Annotated in this window: 22 protein-coding genes; 15 read left to right on the top strand and 7 right to left on the bottom strand. The window is 72.8% G+C overall.

Annotation, left to right across the window (positions count from 1 at the left end; genetic code table 11):
* Positions 1-236: 236 nt before the first annotated feature.
* The 8 genes from ald to DN069_RS23345 all read left to right on the top strand — a co-directional run bounded on the left by ald (position 237) and on the right by DN069_RS23345 (position 8,705).
* A complete protein-coding gene (gene ald, locus DN069_RS23310) occupies positions 237-1,352 on the top strand; it encodes an alanine dehydrogenase (protein WP_111503930.1) in 1,116 nt (371 codons plus the stop codon).
* Positions 1,353-1,881: 529 nt separating this feature from the next.
* On the top strand, positions 1,882-2,820 hold the full coding sequence (locus DN069_RS23315) for a ParA family protein (protein WP_111503933.1): 939 nt from the start codon (positions 1,882-1,884) through the stop codon (positions 2,818-2,820).
* A complete protein-coding gene (locus DN069_RS23320) occupies positions 2,817-3,467 on the top strand; it encodes a hypothetical protein (RefSeq protein ID WP_111503874.1) in 651 nt (216 codons plus the stop codon). Before DN069_RS23315 ends, DN069_RS23320 begins: the two co-directional genes overlap by 4 nt.
* Positions 3,468-3,528: 61 nt before the next feature.
* Positions 3,529-4,443: a segregation and condensation protein A gene (locus DN069_RS23325; RefSeq protein WP_111503876.1), complete on the top strand. Its 915-nt coding sequence runs from the start codon at positions 3,529-3,531 to the stop codon at positions 4,441-4,443.
* A gap of 408 nt (positions 4,444-4,851) precedes the next feature.
* Positions 4,852-5,406 carry an SMC-Scp complex subunit ScpB gene (gene scpB / locus DN069_RS23330; RefSeq protein WP_111503935.1) on the top strand — a complete coding sequence of 185 codons (555 nt, stop codon included), beginning with the start codon at positions 4,852-4,854 and terminating at the stop codon, positions 5,404-5,406.
* A gap of 64 nt (positions 5,407-5,470) precedes the next feature.
* A complete protein-coding gene (locus DN069_RS23335) occupies positions 5,471-6,523 on the top strand; it encodes a pseudouridine synthase (RefSeq protein WP_111503878.1) in 1,053 nt (350 codons plus the stop codon).
* A gap of 4 nt (positions 6,524-6,527) precedes the next feature.
* Positions 6,528-7,112, top strand: a complete 585-nt coding sequence (locus DN069_RS23340; protein ID WP_111503880.1) for a TetR/AcrR family transcriptional regulator — start codon at positions 6,528-6,530, stop codon at positions 7,110-7,112.
* Between the two features lie 93 nt (positions 7,113-7,205).
* Positions 7,206-8,705 (top strand): DHA2 family efflux MFS transporter permease subunit, encoded by a 1,500-nt coding sequence (locus tag DN069_RS23345; RefSeq protein WP_111503882.1) that lies wholly within the window; start codon positions 7,206-7,208, stop codon positions 8,703-8,705.
* 55 nt (positions 8,706-8,760) lie between these two features.
* Here DN069_RS23345 and DN069_RS23350 read toward each other — a convergent pair whose 3' ends face one another.
* Positions 8,761-10,893: a hypothetical protein gene (locus tag DN069_RS23350; protein ID WP_111503884.1), complete on the bottom strand. Its 2,133-nt coding sequence runs from the start codon at positions 10,891-10,893 to the stop codon at positions 8,761-8,763.
* 187 nt (positions 10,894-11,080) lie between these two features.
* Positions 11,081-11,419, bottom strand: a complete 339-nt coding sequence (locus DN069_RS23355) for a DUF952 domain-containing protein (RefSeq protein WP_111503886.1) — start codon at positions 11,417-11,419, stop codon at positions 11,081-11,083.
* A gap of 73 nt (positions 11,420-11,492) precedes the next feature.
* Between DN069_RS23355 and DN069_RS23360 the strand changes: the two genes are divergently transcribed.
* The 4 genes from DN069_RS23360 to der all read left to right on the top strand — a co-directional run bounded on the left by DN069_RS23360 (position 11,493) and on the right by der (position 16,277).
* On the top strand, positions 11,493-12,629 hold the full coding sequence (locus tag DN069_RS23360) for a M24 family metallopeptidase (RefSeq protein WP_111503888.1): 1,137 nt from the start codon (positions 11,493-11,495) through the stop codon (positions 12,627-12,629).
* A 211-nt stretch (positions 12,630-12,840) separates the two neighbouring features.
* Positions 12,841-13,923 carry a prephenate dehydrogenase gene (locus DN069_RS23365; RefSeq protein WP_111503890.1) on the top strand — a complete coding sequence of 361 codons (1,083 nt, stop codon included), beginning with the start codon at positions 12,841-12,843 and terminating at the stop codon, positions 13,921-13,923.
* 123 nt (positions 13,924-14,046) lie between these two features.
* Positions 14,047-14,745, top strand: coding sequence for a (d)CMP kinase (cmk, locus tag DN069_RS23370; protein ID WP_111503892.1), 699 nt, complete (start codon positions 14,047-14,049; stop codon positions 14,743-14,745).
* A 68-nt stretch (positions 14,746-14,813) separates the two neighbouring features.
* The gene (gene der, locus DN069_RS23375; RefSeq protein ID WP_111503894.1) at positions 14,814-16,277 is read left to right on the top strand and encodes a ribosome biogenesis GTPase Der; all 1,464 of its coding nucleotides are present in this window, start codon (positions 14,814-14,816) and stop codon (positions 16,275-16,277) included.
* Between the two features lie 18 nt (positions 16,278-16,295).
* Here der and DN069_RS23380 read toward each other — a convergent pair whose 3' ends face one another.
* Together DN069_RS23380 and DN069_RS23385 are read right to left on the bottom strand one after the other, a co-directional pair.
* Positions 16,296-16,514, bottom strand: coding sequence for a hypothetical protein (locus DN069_RS23380; RefSeq protein ID WP_133260021.1), 219 nt, complete (start codon positions 16,512-16,514; stop codon positions 16,296-16,298).
* Between the two features lie 262 nt (positions 16,515-16,776).
* Entirely contained in the window at positions 16,777-17,610 is an 834-nt protein-coding gene (locus DN069_RS23385; protein WP_111503898.1) for a hypothetical protein, read from the bottom strand.
* A gap of 536 nt (positions 17,611-18,146) precedes the next feature.
* Here DN069_RS23385 and DN069_RS42455 point away from each other — a divergent pair.
* A complete protein-coding gene (locus DN069_RS42455; RefSeq protein ID WP_111503900.1) occupies positions 18,147-18,815 on the top strand; it encodes a LysM peptidoglycan-binding domain-containing protein in 669 nt (222 codons plus the stop codon).
* Between the two features lie 154 nt (positions 18,816-18,969).
* Entirely contained in the window at positions 18,970-19,749 is a 780-nt protein-coding gene (locus DN069_RS23395; RefSeq protein ID WP_165845610.1) for a LysM peptidoglycan-binding domain-containing protein, read from the top strand.
* Here the strand turns inward: DN069_RS23395 and DN069_RS23400 are convergent.
* Genes DN069_RS23400 through DN069_RS23410 form a run of 3 tightly spaced genes read right to left on the bottom strand, consistent with a single transcriptional unit; the run spans position 19,742 to position 23,624 of the window.
* Positions 19,742-20,416, bottom strand: coding sequence for an ATP-binding cassette domain-containing protein (locus DN069_RS23400; protein WP_111503904.1), 675 nt, complete (start codon positions 20,414-20,416; stop codon positions 19,742-19,744). The genes DN069_RS23395 and DN069_RS23400 overlap by 8 nt on opposite strands.
* Entirely contained in the window at positions 20,406-23,081 is a 2,676-nt protein-coding gene (locus DN069_RS23405; RefSeq protein ID WP_111503906.1) for an ABC transporter permease subunit, read from the bottom strand. The genes DN069_RS23400 and DN069_RS23405 overlap by 11 nt, the downstream gene beginning before the upstream one ends.
* Positions 23,082-23,624 carry a hypothetical protein gene (locus DN069_RS23410; protein ID WP_243639627.1) on the bottom strand — a complete coding sequence of 181 codons (543 nt, stop codon included), beginning with the start codon at positions 23,622-23,624 and terminating at the stop codon, positions 23,082-23,084.
* A gap of 169 nt (positions 23,625-23,793) precedes the next feature.
* On the opposite strand from DN069_RS23410, the gene DN069_RS23415 reads away from it, so the two are divergent.
* Positions 23,794-24,381 carry an MTB12 C-terminal domain-containing protein gene (locus tag DN069_RS23415; protein ID WP_111503908.1) on the top strand — a complete coding sequence of 196 codons (588 nt, stop codon included), beginning with the start codon at positions 23,794-23,796 and terminating at the stop codon, positions 24,379-24,381.
* Positions 24,382-24,386: the final 5 nt, after the last annotated feature.

Below are 24,386 nucleotides of genomic sequence, written 5' to 3' on the forward strand. Positions count from 1 at the left end.
GTTTCGATTGAATGTCGGATTTGTGAGTTTTCAAGCGATCTGGAGGCTTGTAGCAGGCGCAAGCCTACGAATCAGCCAACAGAGCTCGAAGATTTGAACACTTTGGAAGGCTTCCGCATCGTCTGGGCTTCATTACACTCGTAGATGCCGCGCTTAGCAGTGTCGCTGCGCGTGGCTCCCGCCTGCGCCCCCGCAGGGCCGGGAGGAAATCCCCATGTGCAAGGGACGTGTTCGTCGTGAAGGTCGGCATCCCCCGCGAGGTCAAGAACCACGAGTACCGCGTGGCCATCACGCCTTCTGGCGTGCATGAGCTGGTCCGTAACGGGCACGAGGTGTTCATCGAGAACAACGCCGGTCTCGGCTCCTCGATCCCGAACGAGGAGTACGTCGCCGCCGGCGCGACCATCCTCGAGACCGCTGACGAGGTCTGGGCCACGGCCGACCTCCTGCTGAAGGTCAAGGAGCCCATCGCCGAGGAGTACCACCGCCTCCGCAAGGGCCAGCTGCTCTTCACCTACCTCCACCTCGCCGCCGACCGCGCCGGCACCGACGCGCTGCTGGCCTCCGGCACCACCGCGATCGCGTACGAGACGGTCCAGCTCGGCAACGGCGCGCTGCCGCTGCTCGCCCCGATGTCCGAGGTGGCCGGTCGTCTGGCCCCGCAGGTCGGCTCCTACCACCTGATGCGTCCGACCGGCGGCCGTGGCGTCCTCCCCGGCGGCGTTCCCGGCACCCACCCGGCCAAGGCCGTCGTCATCGGCGGTGGCGTCTCCGGCTGGCACGCGGCCACCATCGCCATCGGCATGGGCTACGACGTGACCCTGCTCGACCGCGACATCAACAAGCTGCGCGAGGCCGACAAGATCTTCGGCACCAAGATCAAGGCCATCGCCTCCAACTCCTTCGAGCTGGAGAAGGCCGTCCTGGAGGCCGACCTGGTCATCGGCGCCGTCCTGATCCCGGGCGCCAAGGCCCCGAAGCTGGTCACCAACGAGCTGGTCTCCCGCATGAAGCCGGGCTCCGTGCTCGTCGACATCGCCATCGACCAGGGCGGCTGCTTCGAGGACTCGCACCCGACCACCCACGCCGAGCCGACCTTCAAGGTCCACAACTCGGTCTTCTACTGCGTGGCCAACATGCCGGGTGCGGTGCCGAACACCTCCACCTACGCGCTGACCAACGCGACCCTGCCCTACATCCTCGAGCTGGCCAACCGCGGCTGGCAGGAGGCCTGCCGCCGCGACGCCGCGCTGGCCAAGGGTCTGAACGTGCACGAGGGTCAGATCACCTACGCCGCGGTCGCCGACGCCTTCGGCCTGCCGCACGTCGAGCTGGCCGACGTCCTCGCCTGAGCGACGAACCCCGCTCGAACCCGCCCAGGAGGGCGCCGCACACCCCGTGCGGCGCCCTCCTGGCGTTCCGTCAGAACGCCCTGGCCGCATGTCAACACGGCACCTGTCCGATTCACCCTCGGCAGAGGAGTGAACGGGGGTGGCGGACGGTGTCCCTGCAGGCCGAACGGCGGTTTCGTACAGTGCCCACGACCCGCGGTCGGCAATTGTCATATCGACATGTTGGTTAGTGCATCACTGGTGTGCTGGTTGACGCTACTGTGTCGTTGCTAGGCTGCGGTGCGGTGAATGCCGCCCAGTGGAGGGGGCAGAGCCCCGAAGCCCGGTCACGACGGCGGTCGCCAAGGAGGTAAGACGACTTGTGAATGAGTCGACAATTGCTCCCGGGAGTGGCGGCCCGCGCACTTTTGACGCACGTCAGCAGCTGCCCGGCTACCCGAGCCTGGAGTACCCGATTTCCGATCACGAGGCGCTGCGCTACGCGAGCGCGGTGGACGCCCCCGTCGAGCCTGGCCTGGTCCAGAGCGAGATGGCGGACGGTCAGTTCTACGACCCCGATGCCGAATACGAGCCGGACCCGGAGTACGCCGCCACGCTTGCTCCGGACGCTGCCCGCCAGCGCCGCGAGCGGGTCGGACCCACGGGCCGGCCGCTGCCGTACTTCCCGATCCCCTCGCCGCTCGGCGACCACGGGCCGGCGCGCATCATCGCGATGTGCAACCAGAAGGGCGGGGTCGGCAAGACCACCTCGACCATCAACCTGGGCGCCGCGCTCGCGGAGTACGGACGCCGGGTGCTGCTGGTCGACTTCGACCCGCAGGGCGCCCTCTCGGTCGGCCTCGGCGTCAACCCGATGGAGCTGGACCTCACCGTCTACAACCTGCTCATGGAGCGGGGCCTGACGGCCGACGAGGTACTGCTCAAGACGGCCGTGCCCGGCATGGACCTGCTCCCCAGCAACATCGACCTGTCGGCCGCCGAGGTGCAGCTGGTCAGCGAGGTGGCCCGGGAGTCGGCGCTCGCCCGCGCGCTCAAGCCGCTGATGAACGACTACGACTACGTCATCATCGACTGCCAGCCGTCCCTCGGCCTGCTCACTGTCAACGCGCTGACGGCCGCTCACAGCGTCATCGTGCCGCTGGAATGCGAGTTCTTCGCGTTGCGCGGCGTCGCGCTGCTGACGGAGACCATCGAGAAGGTCTGCGAGCGGCTCAACCCCGACCTGCGCCTGGACGGCATCCTCGCCACCATGTACGACTCGCGCACGGTCCACAGCCGCGAGGTGCTGGCCCGCGTCGTCGAGGCGTTCGGCGAGCACGTCTTCCACACCGTCATCGGCCGTACGGTGCGCTTCCCGGAGACCACGGTCGCCGGTGAGCCGATCACCACCTACGCGTCCAACTCGGTCGGCGCCGCCGCCTACCGCCAGCTCGCCAGGGAGGTGCTCGCCCGGTGCCACGTCGAGTGAGTCTCCCGGGGGCGGACGAACTGTTCCGGACCACCGGGGGGACCACACTCACGCCCGTGCCGCGCGCGCCCGACAGCGCGGACGACCCGGCGTCGGCCTCGGCGGCGACCGCCGTGCCGGCCGTTCCCGGCGCCGAGCAGGGCCGCCCGGCCGACCCGGCCGGCGAGCACGGCGCGGCCCCCGCGCCGAGCAACGCCGCGCAGGTGCCCCCGGCCCGCGGCGAGGCGTCCCGCGGTGATGCCGTGCGGGGCGAGACCGGACGCGGCGACGCGCAGCGCGGGGAGACGTCCCGCGGTGCGGCCGGCGGCCCGTCGCGGGGCGACGAAGCCGCCCGACCCGTCTCCGCCGCGACCAGGGCGGCCCAGGCGGCCTCCGACGCCGTCTCCCAGCCGGCCGCGGCCCGCCGCAAGCCGCGCACCCCGCGCTCCCGCCCCACGGGCCGTGAGCGGCACGAGGAGAAGATCACCGTCTACGTCTCCGCCGAGGAGCTGTTCGAGCTGGAGCACGCCCGGCTGGTGCTGCGCGGCGAGTACGGCCTGGCCGTCGACCGCGGCCGGATCGTGCGCGAGGCCGTGGCCGTGGTCCTGGCCGACCTGGAGCAGCGCGGCGAGGCCAGCATCCTGGTCCGGCGGTTGCGCGGCCGCTGACGGTCGCCCGCCAGGCGCGGCGCTCGCCCGTCGGGCGGGGGACAGGGCACCATAGGGCCCGATGACCACCCTGCCCGACCCCTCGTCCGCGCCCGCGCCCGCGCCTGAGCAGACCTCCCCCGAGGAGGAGCCCTCCGGCGGCTTCCTGGTGCGCCTGGACAACTTCGAGGGTCCGTTCGACCTGCTGCTGAGCCTCATCGCCAAGCACAAGCTGGACGTCACCGAGGTCTCCCTGTCGAAGGTGACGGACGAGTTCATCGCCCACATCCGGGCCATGGGCCCGGACTGGGACCTCGACCAGGCCAGCGAGTTCCTCGTCGTCGCGGCGACCCTGCTCGACCTGAAGGCGGCCCGGCTGCTGCCCGCCGCCGAGATCGAGGACGAGGAGGACCTGGCCCTGCTGGAGGCGCGCGACCTGCTCTTCGCCCGCCTGCTGCAGTACCGCGCCTACAAGCGCGTCGCGGAGATCTTCGGCGCCCGCTGGGAGTCCGAGCAGCTGCGCCGCCCGCGCACCGTCGGCCTCGAACCGCACCACGCGGAGCTGCTGCCGGAGGTCGTCATCTCGATGGGCCTGGAGGCCTTCGCGATGATGGCCGCCCGCGCGATGGAGCCCAAGCCGAAGCCGGTCGTCTACGTGGACCACATCCACACCCCGAAGGTCTCCGTCCGCGAGCAGGCGGAGCTGGTCATGGCCCTGCTCCGGGAACGCGGCGAGGCGCGGTTCGCGGAGCTGGCGGCGGACGCGCCGGACGTGCTGACGGTGGTGGCGCGCTTCCTCGCGCTGCTGGAGCTCTACCGGGAGAAGCTGCTCGCCTTCGACCAGCCGGAGGCGCTCGGCGACCTGCTGGTCCGCTGGGTCGCCGACGGCACGGTCGAGGTCGCGGCGGACCTCGGCGACGAGTTCGACGCGCCCCCGGCGCCGCCGGAGGACGACACGCAGCGCAAGGACACCAAGGACAAGGAGCGCCGGCCGTGACGGACGACCCCACCCCCCGCCGCCGCCTCGGCCTCCCGGGCCAGGCCCGCCCCGGCGAGCACCTCGAAACGGTCTTCCGAGACGAGCCCCCGCCGGAGGAGGACACCTCGCTCCCCGGCTACCCCTTGTCCCGGGACCAGGCCGCCGCAGCCGGGGAGTGGCTCGCCCCTGCGGGCGTGGACGAGTGGGTCGAGCCGCCGGCCCCCGAACTGCTGCCCACCGAGGGCCTGGCGGCCCCGGTGACGCGGGACGAGTGGGTGGAGACGCCGGCCCGAGAGCCGCTGCCTGCCGAGGGCCTGGCGGCCCCGGCGGAGCCGGTGGCCGAGGAGCTGCCTGCCCGCGCGCCGGTGCGCGTCGAGCTGCCCGCGCCCGCGCGCCCCGCTGCGGGCCGCGCTGGAGGCCGTGCTGATGGTGGTGGACGAGCCGATCACCGCCGCGCGGCTGGCGGACGTGCTGGCGCGGCCCAGGAAGGTGGTCGAGGCCGCGCTCGCCGGGTTGGCCGAGGAGTACGACGCCCAGGAGCGCGGGTTCGAGCTGCGGTTCGTCGCCGGGGGGTGGCGTTTCTACACGCGCGCCGTCTGCGCGCCAGTCGTGGACCGGTTCGTGCTGGACGGTCAGCAGGCGCGGTTGACGCAGGCCGCGCTGGAGACGCTGGCCGTCATCGCCTACCGGCAGCCGGTCTCGCGGTCACGGGTCTCCGCCGTGCGTGGTGTGAACTGTGACGGCGTGATGCGTACCCTGGTACAGAGAGGTCTGGTCGCGGAGTCCGGCACCGAGCCGGAGACGGGGGCTTACCTGTACCGGACCACTCAGTACTTCCTGGAACGGATGGGGCTGCGCGGCCTGGACGAGCTGCCGGAGCTGGCCCCGTTCCTCCCCGAGGCCGACGACGTGGAGGCGGACTCGCAGGAGGGCTCAGTGATCACCGCGGCGATTGCCGAGGCGGTCGCGGCGGCGGAGTGACAGGCAGCAGCGCGACAGACGTGACAGACGACGGACGACGAACACACCGGGCAGCGGGTTTTTGATGCGTAGCGGTAACAGCAGGAACAGCAGCGGCGGCGGCGCCCGCAAGGGCGGCCAGGGCCAGGGCCAGGGCGGCGGCGCGCGCCGCGGCGCCCAGGGTGGCGGCCGCGGCAGCGGGAAGGGCACGCCGCGCCCGGAGCAGCGTCGGTACGACCGCCCGGAGTTCGGCGGCGGCCCGGACGCGCAGCCGCAGCCTTGGAAGCGCGGCTCCGGCACGGGCTCCGGCCCGCGCAAGTCCGTGCCCTCGCGTCCGCGCGAGCTGCAGGCCCGGGTCGAGGACGCCGTCCGGGCCCGGCACGACCGGCCGTCCAAGCCGTCCGCGAAGAGCGAGCTCGAGGGCGAGCGCCTGCAGAAGGTGCTGGCCCGCGCGGGCATGGGCAGCCGCCGTGCCTGCGAGGAGCTGATCGAGCAGGGCCGCGTCATGGTCAACGGCGAGGTCGTGCGCGAGCAGGGCAAGCGCGTGGACCCCAACCACGACAAGATCGAGGTCGACGGCCTGACCGTCGCCACCCAGTCCTACCTGTTCTTCGCGCTGAACAAGCCCGCCGGTGTGGTCGCGACCATGGAGGACCCGGACGGCCGCCAGTGCCTGGGCGACTACGTGAACAACCGCGAGACGCGGCTGTTCCACGTGGGCCGGCTGGACACTGAGACCGAGGGCATCATCCTGCTCACCAACCACGGCGAGCTGGCCCACCGGCTCACCCACCCCAAGTACGGCGTGCAGAAGACCTACCTCGCCGCCATCCAGGGCCCGATCCCGCGTGACCTCGGCCGGCAGCTGAAGAACGGCATCGAGCTGGAGGACGGCTGGGCGCGCGCGGACGACTTCAAGGTCATCCAGAACGTCGGCAAGAACTACCTGGTCGAGGTGACCCTGCACGAGGGCCGCAAGCACATCGTGCGCCGCATGCTGGCCGAGGCCGGCTTCCCGGTGGAGAAGCTGGTGCGCACCCAGTTCGGCCCGATCGCGCTGGGCGACCAGAAGTCCGGCTGGCTGCGCCGTCTGACCAACCCGGAGGTCGGGCAGCTGATGAAGTCCGTGGGGCTCTGATCGGATGACCCAGGTGGTGTCGGGACGCGGTCGGCTCACGCCCGAGCGGGAGGCGGAGCTCTACGAGCACGTCATCGCGCTGGTGCGGGAGCACGGCTACGACTCGCTGACCATGGACGCGGTCGCGGGCCGAGCCCACGTCAGCAAGGCGACGCTGTACCGGCAGTGGCAGGGCAAGCCGCAACTGGTCGCCTCGGCGATGCGGCACACCAAGCCGCTGCCCTACGACGGCATCGACACCGGCAGCCTGCGCGGTGACCTGTACGCGCTTGCCGACGTGGGGACCCGGCTGGAGGAGGACACGGTCTTCATGACCGCGGTCGCCCACGCCGTCCAGACCAACCCGGACCTGGGCGAGGCGCTGCGGGAGATGATGATCTCCCCGATGCGCCGGGTGCTGCAGCAGGTGCTGGACCGGGCGGTGGACCGGGGCGAGGTACGCGCGGGCGCGGCGGCGGGGGAGTTCCTCGCCCACGCGCTGTTCGGCGCGCTGCCCGCCCGCAAGATCCTCGACGACGCCTTCGCCGATCCGGCCTACATGAAGCGCTACGTCGACGCGGTGGTCCTTCCGGCGCTGCTGAACAGCTGAGACGGTCGTCACAGACGCCCATCGAAACGGTTTCGTTTCGATGGGCGTATTGTTGTCGAGGAAGAGTACGAAACCGTTTCGTTCGGAGTCGCTATGTCGCAGACGCAGACACCCACCGCGGTCGAGCGGGTGGGGGAGGGTGCCGCCGCCGCGCACGGCAGCCGCCGCTGGTGGGCGCTGGCCGTCATCGGTCTCGCCCAGCTGATGGTGGTGCTGGACGGCACCATCGTGAACATCGCCCTGCCCTCGGCCCAGCAGGCGCTGGGCTTCTCCAACGCCGACCGGCAGTGGGTGGTCACCGCCTACGCGCTGGCCTTCGGCTCGCTGCTGCTGCTCGGCGGACGCCTCGCCGACCTGTTCGGCCGCAAGATCGTCTTCCTGGTCGGCGTCGGCGGCTTCGCGGCCGCCTCCGCGCTCGCCGGGGCCGCGGGCGACTTCTCCGTGCTGGTGACCGGCCGCGCGCTGCAGGGCCTGTTCGGCGCGCTGCTCGCGCCCGCCGCGCTGTCGATCCTCAACACCACCTTCACCGACGCCAAGGAGCGCGCCAAGGCCTTCGGCATCTACGGCGCCATCGCCGGCGCGGGCGGCGGCATCGGCCTGCTGCTCGGCGGTCTGCTGACGGAGCATCTGAACTGGCGCTGGACGCTCTTCGTCAACCTCTTCTTCGCGGCCCTCGCGCTCGCCGGCGGTTTCGCCTTCCTGCGCAACGGCGCCCCGGCCAAGCGACCCAAGCTCGACCTGCCCGGCACCCTGCTGGTCTCCGGCGGCCTCTTCGGCCTGGTCTACGGTCTGTCCAACGCCGAGTCGCACAGCTGGGGCTCGCCGCAGACCTGGGGCTTCCTGGCGGCCGGCGGCCTGCTGCTCGCCGTCTTCACCTGGTGGCAGACCCGCGCCGAGCACCCGCTGCTGCCGCTGCGCGTGCTGCTGGACCGCAACCGCGGCGCGTCCTTCCTCGCCTCGGGCATCACCAGCGCGGGCATGTTCGGCGTCTTCCTCTTCCTGACCTACTACCTGCAGGAGACGCTGCACTACAGCCCGGTGCAGACCGGCCTCGGCTTCCTGCCGATGATCGGCGCGCTGATGGTCTCCGCGCAGCTCGCCACGCTCGTGCTGCTGCCGCGCATCGGCCCCAAGCCGCTCGTCCCGTTCGGCATGGCGCTCGCCGCGATCGCCATGGTCTGGTTCACCAACCTGGGCCTGCACAGCTCCTACAGCTCCGCCGTCCTGCCGCCGCTGCTGGTCATGGGCTTTGCTCTGGGCCTGATCATGCCGGTCGCGATGAGCCTGGCCACCGACCGGATCGCCGAGCACGACGCGGGCGTCGCCTCCGCCGCGGTCAACACCACGCAGCAGATCGGCGGTTCCATCGGCACCGCCCTGCTCAACACCCTCGCCACCAGCGCCGGCGCGCACTACATGACGGGCCGGATGCCCACCCCGGTGAACCTGGCCGACGCGCAGCTGCACAGCTACGCCACCGCCTACTGGTGGTCGGCCGGCTTCTTCGCCGCGGGTCTGGTGCTCTCCTTCGTCCTCTACCGTCGAGGCCGCGTGCAGCAGGACGCGAACGCGCCCGTCGCCGTCCACATGTGACGGTGCTTCATGTGGGCGGGACGGGCGCGTCGTTCCGGTGGGGCGGTCGCCTGGGTCAGGCGGCCGCCTCCTCCGCCTGCTGGATCAGCAGGCGGGCCGCCTTGACCAGGCGGTCCGCCGTGCCGTCCGTGATCCGGTGGTGGCCGGTGGCCGCGCCGTCCAGGGCCGCGGCGATCTGGCCGGCCAGCGCGTCGCGCTCGCGGCCGAGCGTGCTGAGCGTCGCCTCGTCGGCCCGGTAGGTCGCGTCACCCGCCGAGGCGGAGGAGACGCCCTGGTTCGACAGCTTCAGCGTCGCGGCGGCGAAGGCGCCCACCCCCGCGTCCAGCTGCTTGTAGGCGGCGGCCAGCTGCGTGTACTGCCTGTCGCTGGCGCGCAGCGTCCCGTGCAGGGCCTGGGCGGTCAGGAACGGGGTCAGCACCACGCCGTCACCGCGGTAGTCGCTGCGCAGGCCGCTCAGGGCCAGCAGCGTCGCCCGGATGTCGGTGTGGTCGGACCAGACGGCGTGCGTGACGCCGAGGTGCTTCACGCCCGGACCGGCCAGGCCGAGCCAGGTGGTGTTGATGTCGGACGAGAAGTCGCCGTGGTTCCAGGCGTAGGCGGGGCCGAGCGCCACACAGGTCGAGTTGCAGTTCGCCGCGCCGCCGTAGACGTAGTAGTTCGGGTCGGCGAACGAGGTGAACGTCGGCGTGCGGGCCGCGTCGCCGGTGACCATGTGGAGCAGCTTCATCTCCGTCTGGTCCGCCAGGTACTTGTTGACCACGTCCGTCTTGCCCGTGATCGGGTTGACCGCCGTGACCTTGGACCAGGCCTGCTCCAGCGAGCGGGTCTTCGGGTCGTCCTGGGCCGGGTTGCCGGTGACGTAGAAGTTCGGCGCCGAGTCCGCGTGCAGCTTGAACGGCGTGGTCACCCCGGTCTGGGTGGCCAGCAGGCCGTTGGCGTTCGCGTTGATCTCGCCCAACTGCGCGTACGTGCACGGGATCGTGACGCCGTCACAGTTGGCCGGGCTCGGCTTGCCGCCGACGAAGTGGTCGTTCTCGTCGGAGGTCACCACGAAGTCGGTGTTCTTCGTGGTGATGCCGTCCTTGGCCAGGCGCCCGAAGAAGGTCGCGAAGGCGGCGTCGTAGCTCTTCAGCTGCGCCACGTAGCCGGCCTCGCCCGGACCCATCGCGCCCCACGGCGCGGCGTGCCGGTCGTGGGCGTCGGAGATGTAGGCGAAGGTGACCGGCACGCCGGACTCCTGCATCTGCGCCACGTAGCCGAGCGAGTTGGCCGCGCTCATGCCGTCGAAGCCCGGGAAGCCCGGGTTGCCCTTGGCGTCGGTGATCGGCGTGCCGTCGGTCGACTTGACCACACCGGACTTCGAGATGGCCGGGTCCACCGACTTGGCGCCGAACAGCGCCTGGTAGCCGTGGTAGCCGCCCGGCTCGTCCGGCAGCAGGTCCGCGTTCGCGCCCGCGCCCGCGCCCGCGCACAGCTTGGAGCCCTTGGCGCAGTGGATGCCGATGCCGTCGAAGTCGGTCGTCGCCTTGTTCGGGTCGGCCTTGGCCTCGGCCGCCTGGGGCGAGTTGGCCCCGAAGACCTTGTTGATGTCGACGGTGGTGTTCTCCAGCACGGTGTTCGCCACCGAGACCGCGCCGTAGTCGCAGCCGGCCCGGGTGTAGGAGACCCACGGTGCCGGGGTGTTCTTGCCCTGCGGCGTCACCATCGTGTAGCTGGAGTCGCTCGGGGTCGGCACCGAGGTGTCTGCCACGCCGTCGGTCCAGTAGGCGAAGCTCGCCGCGCTGTTGGAGGTGCCGTCCGGGTTGAAGTACCGGTAGGAGTTGGCCACCGACTGGCCGTGCCGGTCGCCGTACAGGCCGGTCAGCGACGTGAGGATGTCGTTGCCGGTGTGCGCGATCAGCGGCGTGTGGTGGTTGGTGTCCACCACCCCGTTCGACTTCAGGAAGTTCAGCAGATGCGGCATCTGCTCCAGGTCGGACGGGACGTTGGGGTTGTCCCGGGTGAAGTGCACGTTGTCGAACTGCAGATAGATCACGTGCTTGAGGCCGGGGTTGTCGGTGTCCAGCCGACAGCCCGACGCGTGGTTCTGTGGCGACGGCTGGGTGGCGGCCGTCGCGGGGATCGCCGCGGCGCCCCCGATGGCCAGCCCGGCGGCAACCGCCAGGGCCGCGACCTTGCTCCTGCGCATCCTGCTCCCTCGTAGTGGTCCTGTGTCCATGACGCGCGTAGAACGTGACGGAACACAGTGGCACGCGAGCCGCCGACGCGAAAGAGGGCGCACAGGTACGACATGTGTCCTGCGCGTGAATTGACGGAGAATCACCCCGGGACCGGAAACGCGGCCGGGAACGGGGTCGGAGACCGGACCGGCTGGTTCAGCTCCAGACGGCGAGCGAGGCCCAGCGGCCCTCCGTGTCGCGCCGCGCCTCCAGCATCCCGACCACAGCCGCCCGGTTGACCGGCCCGTAGACGTGCGGATACGTGCCGCCGTCCTTGGCCTCCTCCCAGCGCACCGGCGCGTCCAGCACGGCCTCGTCGATCAGCAGCACCATCAGCGGCACCCGCGTGCTGCGGAACCGGGCGTTGGCCGCCACCAGCGCCTGCTCCTCGTCGGCGGAGCAGTGGATGAAGCCCTCCAGCGCCAGCGAGGGCGTGCTGTACGGGCGGTCCGGGTGTTCCAGCCACGCGTCGAGCGGCGTCAGGTGGAAGAGCATGTCCTGTTTGTACCCCAGTCGGGCCCGGTCGAGTAGTGCGCGCGGACGGGGTCCACGTGATGGACTTGGTGCCATGGCACACGATGGAGATCACGGTTTCAGAGACACGAGTCCGGCCGACCGGATCACCCGCGCGCAGACCGCCGCGCGCGACGCCGGCCTCGACGCCCTGCTCATCACCCCCGGGCCGGACCTGCGCTACCTCACCGGCTACGAGGCGCTCCCGCTGGAGCGCCTGACCTGCCTCGCCGTCCCCGCCGAGGGCGAGCCCTTCCTGGTTGTCCCGCTGCTGGAGAAGCCCGCCGCGGAGTCCTCGCCGGTCGGCGCGCTCGACCTGGAGATCGTCGCCTGGACCGAGACCGAGGACCCCTACGCCCTCACCGTCTCCCGTCTCCCGCGGCGCATCGGCCGCGTCGGCGTGGACAACCACATGTTCGCCGAGAAGGTCCTCGCCTTCCGCAGCGCCCTGCCCGGCGCCGAACAGGCCCTGGCCGGCGGCGTCCTTGGCGAGCTGCGGATGCGAAAGAGCGCCGCCGAGATCGCCGCGCTGCTGGAGGCCGCCGAGGCCATCGACAAGGTCCACTCCGCGATGGAGGAGTGGCTGCGCCCCGGCCGCACCGAGGCCGAAGTCGGCCGCGACGTCGCCGACGCGATCCTCGCCGCCGGCCACGCCCGCGTCGACTTCGTCATCGTCGCCTCCGGCCCCAACGGCGCCTCCCCGCACGCCGAGGTCTCCGACCGGGTCATCGCGCCCGGCGATCCGGTCGTGGTCGACATCGGCGGCACGATGCCGTCGGGCTACTGCTCCGACTCCACCCGCAACTACTGCGTCGGCCGCCCGTCCGCGCGCTACGAGGAGCTGTACGACGTCCTGCTCCACGCCCAGAAGGAGCAGTGCGACGCGGTGGCGCCAGGCGTCACCGCCGAACAGCTGGACGCGGTCGGCCGCGACCTGATCGCCAAGGCCGGCTACGGCGAGTTCTTCATCCACCGCACCGGCCACGGCATCGGCCTGGAGACCCACGAGGAGCCCTACATCGTCTCCGGCTCCACGCTGCCGCTGGAGCCGGGCATGGCCTTCTCGATCGAGCCCGGCATCTACCTGCCCGGCGAGTTCGGCGCCCGCATCGAGGACATCGCCGTCTGCACGGCGGAGGGCGGCGAGCGGCTGAACCTGACGAGCCGGGAGCTCCGGATCCTCGCGGGGTAGCCATCTTGCCCACCGGACAGCGGTTTCCGTCCCGTGTCCGTCCGGTTACGGTAAGCGCGGACGGCCGCCGGATCGGATCGGACTGCGCCCCGATCCGATCGGCCGCCGCGACGCCCCCGCGATCTTTCGGGGATGATGGCAGCCTGAGACCCCCGCTCTGACGACTTCCGCTCTGAGCCCCCTGTTCTGCGACCCCCGAGGACGAACCCGCATGCGCACCGCCGTCGTGATCGGCACCGGACTGATCGGCACCTCCGCCGCCCTCGCGCTGAGCGCCCGCGGCATGACGGTCCACCTGCGCGACGCCGACCCCGACGCGGCCCGTACCGCCGCGTCGCTGGGCGCGGGTACCACCGAACCGCCGACCGGCCAGGTCGACCTCGCAGTCATCGCCGTGCCGCCCGCGCTCGTCGGCCGCGTCCTCGCCGACGCGCAGCGCGAGGGCCTCGCCCGCGCCTACACCGACGTGGCCAGCGTCAAGGACGGCCCGCGCCAGGACGTGCTCGCGCTCGGCTGCGACACCACCACCTACGTCGGCAGCCACCCGATGGCCGGCGCCGAACGCACCGGGCCGCTCGCCGCGCGCGCCGACCTCTTCGACGGCCGCACCTGGGTGCTCACGCCGATGCCGGACACCTCCACCGACACCCTCAACGCCGCGCTGGAACTCGTCGCGCTGTGCGGCGCCGTCCCCGTCCTGATGGACGCCGCCGCGCACGACCGCGCCGTCGCACTGGTCTCCCACACCCCGCAGGTCGTGGCCTCCCTGGTCGCCGCCCGGCTGGAGCACGCCGGCGAGAACGCCGTGCGCCTGGCCGGGCCCGGTATCCGCGACACCACCCGGATCGCGGGCTCGAACCCGGCGATGTGGGTGGAGATCCTCAGCGCCAACGCGGGCGCCGTCGCGGACACCCTGGAGGAGTTCGCCGCCGACCTCACCGGCGCCGTCGCCGGGCTGCGCGCCCTGCAGGCCGCCGACGAGGAGAAGCGCGGCGAGGGCGCCGTCGCCGTCGAGGACGTGCTGCGCCGCGGCAACGCCGGCCGCGCCCGGATCCCCGGCAAGCACGGCGCGCCGCCCACCCGCTACGAGGAGGTCGTCGTCCTCATCGGCGACCAGCCCGGCGAGCTCGCCCGTCTCTTCGCCGACGCGGGTCGCGCCGGGGTCAACATCGAGGACGTCGCCATCGAGCACTCCACCGGCCAGCAGGCCGGCCTGGTCAAGCTCAGCGTCGCCCCCGCCGCCATACCCACGCTCGCCGCCGCCCTGCGCGAGCACGGCTGGCAGCTGCGCTAGGGCCGGTCTGCAAACCCCCGCTGCCCCTTCCGCCCCCCGCTGCTCCTTCCGCGGCCGGACGGGTGGTCGCGGACGGTAACCTTGACGTGGACCCCTGCCCCGCGTTCCGAAGGAAGCCGCCCCGTGGACCACTCCTCTGCCCCGGTCGTCGTCGTGCTCGACGGCCCCGCCGGCACCGGAAAGTCGACCGTCTCGCGGGAGATCGCCGCCCGTCTGGGCCTGAGCTTCCTGGACACGGGCGCGATGTACCGGGCCGTCACCTTCTGGATGCTGACCAACGAGGTCGATGTCGACGACCCTTACGCGGTCGCGCTCGCCGCCGACAAGCCGCACGTCGTCTCCGGCACCGACGCCGACGGGCCCACCATCACCGTCGACGGCGTCGACGTCTCCGGGCCGATCCGGGAGCAGGCCGTCACCGCCGCCGTCAGCGCCGTCAGCGCCGTGCCCGAGGTGCGCACCCGCATGGTCGAGCTGCAGCGCGCCTCCGCGGTCGCCGCGAAGCGCGGCATGGTCGCCGAGGGCCGCGACATGGGCACCGTCGTCTTCCCCGAGGCCGATCTGAAGGTCTTCCTCACCGCCTCCGCCGAGACCCGCGCCGCCCGCCGGGCCGCACAGCAGGGCGTCTCCGACCCGCACGCGATAGCCGCCATCCTGGCCGACATCAACCGCCGCGACGCCGCCGACTCCGGTCGCGCCACCGCGCCGCTGCGCAAGGCCGACGACGCCGTCGAGGTCGACACCAGCGAGATGAGCCCCGAGCAGGTCATCACGCACATCATCGGGCTGGTGCGCGACCGCGCCGCCGCCCGCCTGGGCTGAGCCTCGCGGCGACCGCGCAGCCCCCACCCGCCACCACACAGCCGAACACGAGAGTTGGCACCGCGCACATGAGTAACGAGAACGCCGGGCACGTGGCCGGGCACGGCGAGCTGGGCGACGCCGAGTACGCCGAGTTCATGCAGCTCGCCGAGGAGGAGGGCTTCGACCTCGACGAGGTCGGCAGCCTCGACGAGGACCACGTGCCGATGCCCGTGCTCGCCGTCGTCGGCCGCCCCAACGTCGGCAAGTCCACCCTGGTCAACCGCATCATCGGCCGCCGCGAGGCGGTCGTCGAGGACCGCCCCGGCGTCACCCGCGACCGGGTCAGCTACGACGCCACCTGGAACGGCCGCAGGTTCAAGGTCGTCGACACCGGCGGCTGGGAGATCGACGCGCTGGGCCTGGACGGCCTGGTCGCCCAGCAGGCCGAGCAGGGCATCGAGGCCGCCGACGCCGTCCTCTTCGTCGTCGACGCCGTGGTCGGCGCGACCGACACCGACGACGCGCTGGTCAAGCTGATCCGCCGCTCCGGCAAGCCCGTGGTGCTCTGCGCCAACAAGGTCGACGGCCCCTCAGCGGAGGCCGACGCGGCCGCCCTGTGGAACCTCGGCCTCGGCGAGCCCTACCCCGTCTCGGCCCTCCACGGCCGCGGCTCCGGCGACATGCTCGACGCCGTCCTGGAGGCGCTGCCCGAGGCCCCCGAGCAGCAGTTCGGCACCCTGACCGTCGGCGGTCCGCGCCGCGTCGCCCTGATCGGCCGCCCGAACGTCGGCAAGTCCAGCCTGCTCAACAAGGTCGCCGGTGAGGACCGGGTGGTCGTCAACGAGCTGGCCGGCACCACCCGCGACCCGGTCGACGAGATGATCACCCTCGGCGGCAAGACCTGGAAGTTCATCGACACCGCCGGCATCCGCCGCCGCGTGCACCAGACCGCCGGAGCGGACTTCTACGCCTCGCTGCGCACGGCCGCGGCCCTGGAGAAGGCGGAGGTCGCGGTCGTCCTCGTGGACGCCAGCGAGACCCTCGCCGAGCAGGACACCCGCATCATCTCCATGGCCGTCGAGGCCGGCCGAGCCGTCGTCATCGCCTACAACAAGTGGGACAAGATGGAGGACGAGCGCCGGTACTACCTCGAGCGCGAGATCGAGCAGGACCTGGTCCAGGTCCAGTGGGCCCCCCGGGTCAACGTCTCCGCCCGCACCGGCCGCCACATGGAGAAGCTGGTCCCGGCGATCGAGGCCGCGCTGGAGGGCTGGGAGACCCGCGTCCCCACCGCCCGCCTCAACGCCTTCCTCGGCGAGCTGGTCGCCGCCCACCCGCACCCCGTGCGCGGCGGCAAGCAGCCCCGCATCCTGTTCGGCACCCAGGCCGGCACGAAGCCCCCGCGCTTCGTGCTGTTCGCCTCCGGCTTCATCGAGGCCGGCTACCGCCGCTTCATCGAGCGCCGCCTGCGCGAGGAGTTCGGCTTCGTCGGCACCCCGATCTCCATCTCGGTCCGGGTCCGCGAGAAGCGCGGCGCGAAGAAGAAGTAGCCCTACGGGCCCGACGGCTCACATGGAACCGGGCGGCAGCGAGAGTCGGCTGCGGTGCCGCCCGGGCGTCTGGGGCGCGGCCTGCGGCGGGGCGAAGTCGGCGAAGTACGGCAGCTTGAAGTGCTCCTCGCCGGTGCGGTCCCCGGGCAACGACCGGAAGAGCCGCCGGAATTCGGCGTACAGCGCGTCGTAGATGGGCGTGTCCCGCTCGGCGCTGCGCTCGAACGCGGGCCGCATGGCGGGAATCGCGGAGCTCGCCGGCCAACCGAGCCGCGGGGTCGTGGGGTAGGTCTCGAAGGCTTGCACGCCATGGCCAACGAGACGGACCCCCCGAGGATGCGGGTCCTGGAGGTTGTTGCACTATCCAGGGGCGCGGGGCTCTGCCAATCTGCGGCTCCGCCGCGTGGGCGCGAGAAACCACCCATGGGGTCCCCCCGGCCGAAGGCTGGGGGATTGTCGCGCAGTTCCCCGCGCCCCTGAAGGTGAGTGCGACGGAACGTCAGGTGCCCGCCAAAGGCAGCGTCGCGCCGAGCAGCAGGCCCTTGCGGGCGCCGTTGTCGAGGGCCTGGCGGAGGAGGTCCTCGCGGGGCTGGCGGCCGATCGTGCCGTGCGGCGCGGCGTACATGACGACCTCCGCCTGCTGCGAAGCAGCGCTGCGCCAGGCCTCCGTCACCTGCAACGGTGCATGCGCCTGCCACCAGGCGTTCGTGCCGCCGCCGGGCGCCGGCTGGAGGACGGCGTGGAGTTGGCCCATCGCCATCAGCACGGACCAGCCGCGCAGTTGCGCGGGCGGCTGGTCGACCTCGGACACCGGCTGGAAGCCGTGCTCCATCAGCAGTTCCACGAAGGCGTCCTCGCCCACGGACGTGCCGGGGCGGCCGACGGGGCCGGTCGGCTCGACGACCAGCGCCGCGCGCGGCGTGCCCTGGGACAGGACGAGACCGCAGGTGACGCCGAGGACCGCGGGGGCGACCTGGCCGCCGGCGGGGCTCGGCACCGACTCCGGCACGTGCAACTGCGGTGCGGGAGCGACGCCCTGCTCGGAGCCGGGGGCCGTCGACGCGCTGATGTTCCGCACCGCGCCCTGCAACTGCTCCTCGGAGACCTCGACCACCTGCGAGGGAATGCACCGGGCGTGGGCGAAGGCCAGCACCGCCGTCTCCTCGCCCACGAACAGGACCGTCGCCGTCGGCTCCTGCGTCACGTCGCCTGGCGCGCGGCAGGAGGTGCAGTCGTAGCGGTCTGGGGCGGTGCCGCCGACCAGCAGGCGATCGGCCTCGTCGTCACCGATCTCGGCACGGACCTCGTCGCTGACGTCGATCATGCGCTGCACGAATGACTCCTCGAATCGCGGGGGCCGGAGCGCGACTGCCCGGCCGTGATGACAAACGCACGGATGTGGTCGGGGTCACGGTTCGGGCGCTCCGAGCACGGGAAAGAGGTGCGATCCGGTCACACGAGAGCATCGCGTGGTGACCCTCTGTCTACCGTGTGGGGCACCTCACGCGTACTCAGAGGCCGTTTTCTGTGACCCAGCTCACGAATCCGGCCGGGTGACGCTTCGACAAAAGTCCTAATTCGGACATCCCGTGTCGAATTCCAAGATTTTTACCTCCGGTAACCCTCGGGTGAGCTGCGACTTCGTCCGGGGGTTTGAGTACCGACCTCGGGCTTTCCTACGGTCGTTGGCGTCGGTGCAACGAGCACCACCCGGGTTCGCCCGTCAACGCACAGCCCTGCGGCGCATCGTCGCGCAGCACCGAGGCAGTGCCCGCGGTCACAGGACAGGTTGTCCGCGAGTGACGGAGCGGAGGGCGCGGACGCGCGAGGCGCGAAAGCAGCCCACCCGGGACTGTGGAAAGGCTTTTCATGAAGTTCCGCGTTCGTACCGCTGCCGTCGCCGCCACCCTGGTCGCCGCTCCGGTCGCCGGTCTGCTCACCGCGGGCAGCGCCTCCGCCGCGTCGACCTCCACCTGGGACGCGGTCGCGCAGTGCGAGTCGGGCGGCGACTGGTCGATCAACACCGGCAACGGTTTCTACGGCGGTCTGCAGTTCACCCCGAGCACCTGGGCGGCCTACGGCGGCACCCAGTACGCCGCGCAGGCCAACCAGGCCACCGAGGGGCAGCAGATAGCCGTCGCCGAGAAGGTCCTGGCCTCCCAGGGCCCGGGCGCCTGGCCCGTCTGCGGCCCGCAGGCCGGTCTGACCGCCGGTGGCGCCCCGGCCTCGGTCGACACCTCCGCGGGCAGCTCCAACTCCTCGGCCGGCTCCTCCTCTGACAACAGCGCCGCCGGCCCGCAGAGCAGCACGCCTGCTCCGGCCCAGGCCCCCGTGCAGAAGAGCACCCCGGCCCCGGCCCCGGCCCAGAGCACCGGCTCCTCCGCCAAGGGCAGCTACACCGTCAAGTCCGGTGACACGCTGAGCGCCATCGCCGCCGCGCACGGCACCAACTGGCACTCCCTGTACGCCGCCAACAAGACCACCATCGGTGGCAACCCGAACCTGATCCTCCCGGGCCAGGTGCTGAACCTCGGCTGAGGGCTTCCCTCGGCCGAGTGACAGCGGCAGCGCGGTCCACCACTACGGCGGTGGGCCGCGCAGCCGTGCGTGCTGCGCCGGGTGGGTGAGGCCACGGCGTGGCGATTGATATGACAATCGGAGAATGGCGGAAGTCGACATAGCGTCAGCTTCCATGGGCATAGCGCGACGAAGGCTCCTCGTCGGCGGGGCGGTCGGCACGGCCGCGCTGCTGTGCGTGCTGCCGATGGTCTCTGACACGGCTTCCGCTCAGGTCCCGGCCTCCGTCTGGGACCACCTCGCGATGTGCGAAAGCAGCGGCCGCTGGCACATCGCCACCGGCAACGGCTTCTACGGCGGCCTGCAGATCTCCTTGGAGACCTGGCGCGAGGCCGGTGGCGGCCGCTACGCCTCCCGCCCCGACCGGGCGAGCAAGGCCGAGCAGATCGCCGTCGCCGAGGTCATCCTCGCCTGGCAGGGCTGGGGCGCCTGGCCCGGCTGCTCCCGCGACCTCGGCCTCACCGGCCGCCCGACCCCGAAGCCGACGCACAGCCCGACGCACAGCCCGACGCACAGCCCGACGCCGAGCCCCAAGCCCACGCCTCGGCCGACGCACAGTCCGTCGCCGAGCACGTCGCCGAGCCCCGAGTCGACTCCGCGCCCGACTCCGCGCCCGACTCCGCGCCCGACTCCGCGCCCGACGCCGACGCCGCGCCCGACGCCGACGCCGAAGCCCACGCCTCGGCCGACCCCCACCCCCACCCCCACGCCGGCTCCACCTGTCACCGGCGCCGTCCCGGCGACGTACGTGGTCCGGCCCGGGGACCAGCTCGCGTCGATCGCGCACCGGTTCCGGCTGCCCGGCGGGTGGCCGGCCCTGTACGCGCGCAACCGGGCGCTGATCGGGCCGAATCCCGACAACCTCGTGGCCGGCATGGTGCTGAAGCTCAGGTGACCGGCGGTGCCTCGCGTTCGCGCGCGGCGACGATGGCGCCGCGCCGCAGCTCGTAGGCGTAGTCCCAGGCCACCTCGTCCGGCAGGGCCTGCTCGGCGAGGAGGACCGTGCGGCCGGAGGCGACGAGCGCGGTGAGCGCCGCGTGGACACGGGCGACGACCTCCTCGGCGAGGCCGAGGCCGAACTCGTCCAGGAGCAGCAGCCGGGCGGGGGAGGTGAGCACGCGGGACAGCGCGACCATGCGCTGCTCGCCGCCGGAGAGCGTGCCGGCCGTGCGCGGCAACAGTCGGCCGAGCTCGGGGAAGAGCTCGACCCCCGCGTCGACGCCGCCGCCGAGCGGGCCGGCGACGACGAGGTTCTCGGCGACGGTCAGCGAGGGGAAGACGGCCTGCTCGGCGGGCAGGAGCGCCATTCCGAGACGCGAGCGCCGATACGTGTCGAGAGCGGTGATCTCCCGAGCGGTCACCGCTCCGCCGTGCCAGAGCACCCGCCCCGCCGTCAGCGGCACCACACCCGCCAGCGCGTGCAGCGCGGTGCTGCGCCCGCTCCCGTTCCGGCCGACCAGGACCGTCATCGCCCCCGCCGGGACCGGCAGATCCACGCCGTGCAGGGCCTCCAGCGGCCCGTAGCGGACCCGGGCGCCGCGCAGCTCGATCTCAAGCGTCACGCGTCACCCCCACCCGGCCGCCGTGGAACTGTGTCCGTCCGGCCCGCATCACGTGCACGCCGCCGGCCAGCTCGTCCACCAGCTCGCGGTCGTGCTCGACCAGCAGCAGGGCCAGTCCGCCGTCGGCGAGCCGGTGCAGCAGCTCCACCAGCAGCGCCGTCTCCCGCCGGTCCAGGCCCGCCGCCGGCTCGTCCAGCAGCAGCGCCGTCGGCGCCATGGCCAGCGCGCGGCCCAGTTCGACGAGGCGCAGCGTGCCGGTCGGCAGGCCCGCCGCGGCGTGGTCGCGCAGCGCGGTCAGGCCCAGCAGCCGCAGCACCGCCTGGGTCTCCTCGACCGCGCTCGACGTGCGCCGACCGCCCGCGGCCTGCTCCGCACCGACGAGGATGTTGTCCGCGACGGTCAGCCCCGGGAAGACCGCGAGCTGCTGGAAGGTGCGGGCCAGCCCGAGCCGGGCGCGGGCGTGGTCCGGGAGCCCGGTGATGTCCCGGCCGCCCAGCAGCACCTGGCCCGCGTCGGGGCGACCCGCACCGCTCAGGCAGTCGAACAGCGTGGACTTGCCGGCGCCGTTCGGCCCGGTCAGCGCGGTGATCCGGCCCGGCGGCACGGCCAGCGTCACCCCGTCCACGGCCGTCACACCCGCGAACCGCCGGGTGACGTTCCTGGCCGTGAGCCGTTCCCCGGCCAGCGGAGGCAGCCCGGACGGTGCCTCGCCCGCCGGCGCCGCCGACGGTGCGGGCACGGGCAGTCGCGCCGCCAGCCGCCGCCCCAACGGCGTCAGGCGCAGCTCGCCCAGCCCGGGCACCGGCAGCGACCCCGGCGCAGGCGTCGACGCCGTGCCCGTCCACCGCGCCGGGCGGCGGGCCAAGCCCGCGAGGCCGCCCGGCGGCAGCCGTCCGAGCAGCAGGGCCAGCGCCCCGACCACCGCCGTGGAGACGCCCGCGACCGTGCCGGTGTCCAGGCCGACCAGCAGCGCCGCCGCGAGCACCGCGCCCACCGCGCTGTCCGCGCCGAAGACGACCACCGCCGCGAACCAGATCAGCCCGATGACCGGGTCGAAGGCGTTCGGGTCGAAGGCCTGGCCGCCGAGGCCGAGCAGGCCGCCGCCGAGCGCGGCCAGCGCCGCGCCGACCACGAACGCCAGCAGCTTCAGCCGCGGCACGTCCACCCCGGCCGCTGCCGCGCCCGCCTCGTGGTCGCGCATCGCGCCCAGCGCGCGCCCGATCCGGCCCCGCCGCAGCGCCCGGACCAGCAGCAGCGCCGCCGCCAGCAGGGCCAGCTCCAGGCCGTAGAAGAACCGGTCGTGGCCGAGCAGCCCGGTGCGGTCCAGCACCACGCCGGTCGTCGCCGCGGGCTGCTGGAAGACCAGGCGGCTGATGGCGGTCCCGACCGCGAAGGTCGTCAGCGCCAGGACCAGGCCGCGCCGTCGGATCGCGGGCCAGCCGACCAGCAGCCCCAGCGGCGCCGCCAGCACGACCGCGACCAGCAACGCGACCGGCGCCGGGAACGCGGGCAGCCCGAGCACCCGCCCCCCGCCCGCCAGCAGCCCCGTGAACAGCGCCCCGAGCCCTGCGTAACCGGCCTGCCCGAGGGAGACCTGGCCGCCGTAGCCGGTCACCACCACGATCGAGAGCAGCACCAGCGCCAGCGCCGGCACCTGCAGCGCCGCGCGCAGATCGTCCGGCCGGAAGGCGAACGGCAGGAGCAGCAGCGCCGCGCAGCCGATCCGCGTGGCAAAGGCCCGCGGCGAGGCCTCGGTCCTCGCCATGATCGGGGGACCGGTCAGCACCGCCTGGTAGGCCCGCCGTTCGGAGCCGGGGAACCGCAGCCGCAACAACAGCACCGCCGCCAGCAGCGCCAGCGCGAACAGGTTCGCCCCGACGGCCTGCAGCAGCGACTGCGCCCACCCGCCCGGATGGAACTGCGTCAGCTCGCTCTGCAGCACTCCCAGCGCCAGCGCCGACGCGACCGCGACGCCGACGCTGCGCAGGCCGGCGATCACCGCGACCGCCATCGTCTCCATCACCAGCAGCGGCAGCCCGTACGGGTCCAGCCGCAGCCCGGGCGCCAGCACCGCGCCGGTCAGCCCCGCCGTGAACGCGCCGAACGCCCAGCCGACGGAGGACACCCGGTCCGCGTCCACGCCCGACAGCTCAGCCAGCCGCCGGTTGTCGACCACCGCCCGCACCTGCGTGCCGAACGCCGTCCAACGGCCCACCGCGGCGACGGCCGCGCCGAGCACCGCCACGACCGCCAGCACCGCCCATGGGGAGGACGGCAGCAGGCTCGGCGCGTCAGCCAGCGGCGTCGGCCCCCACAGCAGGAACGCCGCACCCACCAGCAGCACGAACACGCCCAGACAGGCGACCAGGCTCTCCACCGGTCCCGCGCCGCGCCGCTGCAGCCGCCGGAACACCACGGCGTCCAGTGCCCAGCCGATGGCCGGCGCGAAGACCAGCAGGCAGACCGGGACAGCGAGCGCGCGCGGCCAGTGCCACACCACGATCGTCTGCCGTACCGCGTAGGCGGTGACCATCGCGATCGCGCCCTGGGCGAGGTTCAGCACGCCGGTGGCCCGGTAGCAGACCACCAGCCCGATCCCCGACAGCGCCGCCGCGGCTCCGACGGTCAGCCCGGCCTGTGCCAGATCGAGCGGCAGCGAGGACATTCAGACCCCCGGGGCGGGTCGTTCGGTGGCTCCCGGCTCCGCCGTCATGCAGAGCGGGCAGGGCCGCAGCCCGCGCTCCTGCGCCCCGGCCGGGGTGATCGGCAGCGCGTCTCCGCGTCCCTCGACCAGCAGGCACCCGGTCCGGTGGTAGGTACGCCCGTTCGGCAGGTGGACCAGCCGGCCCGGGGCGGAGCTCTGCTCCCCGGCGTCGCCGCCCGCCTGGGTGCCGCCCGCGCCGGTCCGGCCCGCCTCCTCCACCAGCAGCTCGTAGAGCAGCCGCAGCTGCCGCCGGGTCTCCTCGTCCCCGGCCGCGCGCTCGCGCCCCTCCTCCTCGTCGTCCGGGCGGGCCAGCAGCACCGCCCCGGCCACGATCAGCGCCGCGCCCGGGATGGTCGCCGAGGCCAGGTACGGCAGCTGCCGTTCGGCGTACCGCTCGCCGGAGACGCCGTACCAGCCGAGCACGCAGAGCAGCGCCCCGGCCGCCCCGGCGGCCAGCCCGAACCGGCCGCGCAGGCCCCGTCCCCCGAACGGCGGCAGCTTCATGGCGTCCTCTCCCGGTCACGGTGTCGGCGGGTGAATGGTCACGTTCCCTCATCAATACCCGCCCGGGAGGGTTCCTGACGATCCCCTCGGCGTTAGCTTGGTGAGCCAGAGCTGATGGTAAGTCAGATTTCCGGGCAGAGACATGACAGACAGAGGGCGGTGACCGAACATGCAACGCGCATCCCTGGTCCTGCGGGCCGCGGTCGGCTCAGCCGTGCTGCTGCTCGCCGCAGCCTGCGGCAGCTCCGGCAACTCCGGTGGTCCGAGCAGCGACGCCGGGTCGAGCTCCGCGGCGGCCCCGACGACCCCCGCCGCGGCGAGCAGCCCCCCGGCGTCCGCCGCCGCGGCCGCCTGCGGGAACGCCGTGGCGCCCACGGTCGGCGGCAGCGGCCCCGCCGACACCACCGGCGCCGCGGGCAAGATCGCCACGGACTACGCGCAGTTCTTCGACCCGTCGACCCCGATCAGCGCCAAGATGGGCCTGCTGCAGAACGCCCAGAAGCTCGCCCCGGCCATGCAGCAGTTCGCCGGCGACCCCCAGGCGGCGCAGACCACCGTGGCCGTCACCGGCGTGAACTTCACCAGCGCCACCACCGCCGACACCACCTACAACGTCTGCCTCTCCGGCGCCGTCGCGCTCAAGGCCAGCAAGGGCAAGTCGGTCCTCGAGGGCGGCGTCTGGAAGGTCGGCGACACCACCCTGTGCGGCCTGCTGCAACTCCAGGCCGGCAGCTCCCCGATCCCCGGCTGCTCCTGACCGGT

This window comes from Streptacidiphilus pinicola (genome assembly GCF_003258295.1).
Taxonomy (GTDB): domain Bacteria; phylum Actinomycetota; class Actinomycetes; order Streptomycetales; family Streptomycetaceae; genus Streptacidiphilus; species Streptacidiphilus pinicola.